At 69.2% G+C, this 3,665-nt stretch carries 1 protein-coding gene; it reads right to left on the bottom strand.

From position 1 onward, the window contains the following. The coding region (locus PV419_RS52680; protein WP_319701213.1) for a type I polyketide synthase at window positions 1–3,665 on the bottom strand (3,665 nt) is incomplete at both ends.

The raw sequence follows: 3,665 nt of genomic DNA, 5'->3' as shown, positions 1-3,665 counted from the left end.
GCAGGCGTTCATCGATTGGGCGAAGACGGGTGAGGTGGTCAGCAGCCGCAGTCCCATCCCCGCCCACTGACCACCCTGACCCGGAAACACAAACACCACGCCGCCGCTCGTCCCACCAGGTGCCGCCACCCCTTCCCGCACTGCGACATCCGGTTGGCCGGAGGCCAGCGCGTCCAGGCCACGCAGGAACTCCGCTCGGTCGGAGCCGATGACCACTGCGCGATGTTCGAAGGCCGACCGGTGCTCGGCCAGCGAGTATCCGATGTCGGCGAGCACCGGGCCGGAACGGGCCTCGGGATCCGCGGACACGAACTCCCGCAGTTGGCGCGCTTGGGCCCGCAGGGCGTCGGCCGACTTCGCGGACAGCAGCCAGGGCAAGGGGACAGCGGACGTCTCCACGGCGGGCGTGGAAATCGGCCCCGCCACCTGCGTACGGTCGGGCTCTTCGGCGGGCGCCTCTTCCAGAATGACGTGGGCGTTGGTGCCACTGACGCCGAAGGAGGAGACACCGGCACGCCGTGGCTTCCCGCTCCGCAGCCACGGCACGGCGTCGGTCAGTAGCCGAACCGCCCCGGCCGACCAGTCCACATGTGGCGACGGCTCCTCGGCATGCAACGTACGGGGCAGTGTCTCGTGCTGGAGCGCCATCACCATCTTGATCACCCCGCCGACACCGGCCGCCGCCTGGGCGTGCCCGATGTTGGATTTCACCGACCCCAGCCACAGGGGATGGTTCTCGGCCCGGTCTTGCCCGTACGTGGCCAGCAGCGCCTGGGCTTCGACGGGGTCGCCGAGAACGGTACCGGTGCCGTGCCCCTCCACCGCGTCGACATCGGAAGGCGAGAGCCCCGCGCCCGCCAGGGCCTGGCGGATGACGCGCTGTTGTGCGGGGCCGTTGGGGGCGGTGAGGCCGTTGCTGGCACCGTCCTGATTGATCGCACTGCCGCGCACCACGGCCAGCACGCGGTGGCCGTTGCGTCGGGCATCGGACAGCCGCTCCACGAGGAGCATGCCGACGCCTTCCGCCCAGCCCGTACCGTCGGCAGTGGCCGAGAACGCCTTGCACCGCCCGTCGGGGGACAGGCCCCGCTGGCGGGAGAACTCGATGAAGGTCGCCGGGGTGGACATCACCATCACGCCGCCGACGAGGGCGAGCGAGCACTCCGCCGTGCGCAGCGCCTGACCAGCCATGTGCAGCGCGACCAAGGAGGACGAGCAGGCCGTGTCCACCGACACCGTCGGCCCCTCAAGTCCGAAGGCGTAGGCGATACGGCCGGAGGCGACGCTCCCCGAACTTCCGGTCAGCGCATAGCCGGCCGCGGCCTGTGGCACCTGCCGCACATGGGCCGCGTAGTCCTGCACATTGATTCCGACGAAGACTCCGGCCTGGCTGCCGCGCAGGGTCTCCGGGGCGATGCCCGCGTGTTCGAAAGCTTCCCACGAGGTTTCCAGCAACAGCCGTTGCTGCGGGTCCATGGCGAGGGCCTCACGCGGGCTGATACCGAAGAACGCCGCGTCGAACTCACCGGCGTCGTAGAGGAACCCGCCATGCCGGGTGCATGAGGTGCCTTGGTGGTCGGGGTCCGGGTGATAGATGCCCTCGATGTCCCAGCCGCGGTCCGTCGGGAACTCGGCGATGGCGTCAGTGCCCGAGGCGACCAACCGCCATAGGTCCTCAGCCGACCGCACCCCGCCCGGATAGCGGCAGGCCATCCCGATGATCGCGACGGGTTCATTCAGCGGTGCGGCTTCGGTGCGCTCGGTCGGCATGCCTGACACGGCCTTGCGCAGGTCGTCGTCGCTCCCGCCCAGCAGCGCCGCACGCAGATGCGTGGCGCACTCCGTGAGGCTCGGATGGTCGAAGACAAGGGTGGTGGGGAGCGCCAGTCCGGTGGCGGCCGCAACGCGGTTTCGGAACTCGACAGCGGTGAGGGAGTCGAACCCCAGCGCGCTGAAGGCCTGCTGAACGTCGATGGACTCGGGGCTGGAATGACCGAGAACGGCGGCCGCGTGTGTGCGGACGACAGCGAGAAGGGCCTGCTGCTGTTCTTTGCGCGAACGCTGCGCCAGTTGCTCGCGAAGAGAGTCGGCGGAGGGCGGAGCGGCATCGCCGCCACGTGCCTGCCGGACCTCGGGGATGTCGCCGATGAGCGGTGCCGGCCGCCGGGCGGTGAAGGTGGTGGCGAAGTCCTCCCAGTCGACATCCGCGACGACAGCGGTGGTGTCCGGGGCCTGGCCGAGGATGTGATCGAGCGCGGTGAGGGCGAGATCAGGGGACATGGCCCGGAGGCCGCGACGGCGCAAATGAGCGCGTGTGTCTCCGTGTGCCGCCATTCCCGCGCCGTCCCAGGGCCCCCAGGCGATGCAGGTGGCGGGGAGCCCTTGGGCGCGGCGATGCTGGGCCAGAGCGTCGAGGTAGGCGTTGGCGGCGGCGTACCCGGCCTGGCTCGCGCTGCCCCAGATGCCGGCAACGGAGGAGAAGAGGACAAAACGTTCGATCGTGTCGTGCTCGCGCAGTAGCTCGTGCAGAAGCGCCGCTCCGGTCGCCTTCGCCCCGGCCGTCTCGGCGAGATCCGCCGCACTGAGATCGGCGATGGGCGATTTCAGGTTGATTCCCGCGGTGTGGATGATGGTGGTGAGGGGGTGGGTTGGGGGGATGGTGTTGAGGAGGTTGGTGAGTTGGTGGGGGTTGGTGGTGTCGCAGGTGGTGATGGTGGTGGTGGCGCCGAGTTGGGTGAGGTGGTGGTGGAGTTGGGTGGTGTGGGGTGTGTTGGGTCCTTGTCGGTTGGTGAGGAGGAGGTGGCAGTGGGGGTGGTGGGTGGCGATCCAGGTGGCGATGTGGCTGCCGATGGCTCCGGTGCCGCCGGTGATGAGGATGGTGCCGTGGGGCTTCCAGGGCTGAGGGTTGCTGGGTGTGGCGGTGGTCCGGGTCAGGCGTCGGGTCTGCAGTCCCGTGTCGCGGATGGCCAGCTGATCGTCGGCGTGTTGGGTGGTGAGGGCGGTGGTGAGGTGGTGGAGGTGTTGTGGGGTGAGGGTGGTGGGGAGGTCGATGAGTCCGCCCCAGTGGGTGGGGTGTTCGAGGGCGGTGGTGCGTCCGAGTCCCCAGATGTGGGCTTGGGTGGGGTGGTTGAGGGGGTCGGTTGGGTGGGTGGTGGTGGCGGTTTGGGTGAGGCACCACAGGGGTGCTGTGATGGTGGGGTGGGTGGTGAGGGTTTGGATAAGGGTGAGGGTGAGTGCGGTGCCGGTGGGTAGGTGGGGGTGTTCGGGGTGGGGCTCCTCGTCCAGCGCGAGTAGCGAGAGCACGCTGCTGATGGTCAGTTCATCCGGCTGCTCGATCGCGTCGGCCAGGTGCTGACCAAGAATCAGCGGATCGATGTCGGCCGTGTCGAGTACGAGCTCGGCCGTGCGGATGCCGCCGTGTTCCCGCAGCCCGCTGAGGATGGCGTCGACGTGAGGAAGCCCGGCCTGCCGGGCGGGAATGACGACCAGCCAATCGCCGGGCGGCGTCGGCTCGGCGCCAGCCAGGCTGAGCGGCTGCCAGACCTCGTGGTAGTGCCATGCGTCTGTGGTGTTGGGGGTGGTGGTGTTGAGCCAGTAGTGGTGGTGTTGGAAGGGGTAGGTGGGGAGGTTGGGGTGGTGGGTGGGTGTGTGGTGGTGGTGCCAGG

The sequence above is a fragment of the Streptomyces sp. ME19-01-6 genome (assembly GCF_033793745.1).
Classification (GTDB): Bacteria; Actinomycetota; Actinomycetes; order Streptomycetales; family Streptomycetaceae; genus Streptomyces.
This window is presented reverse-complemented; position numbering and strand designations above follow the sequence as displayed.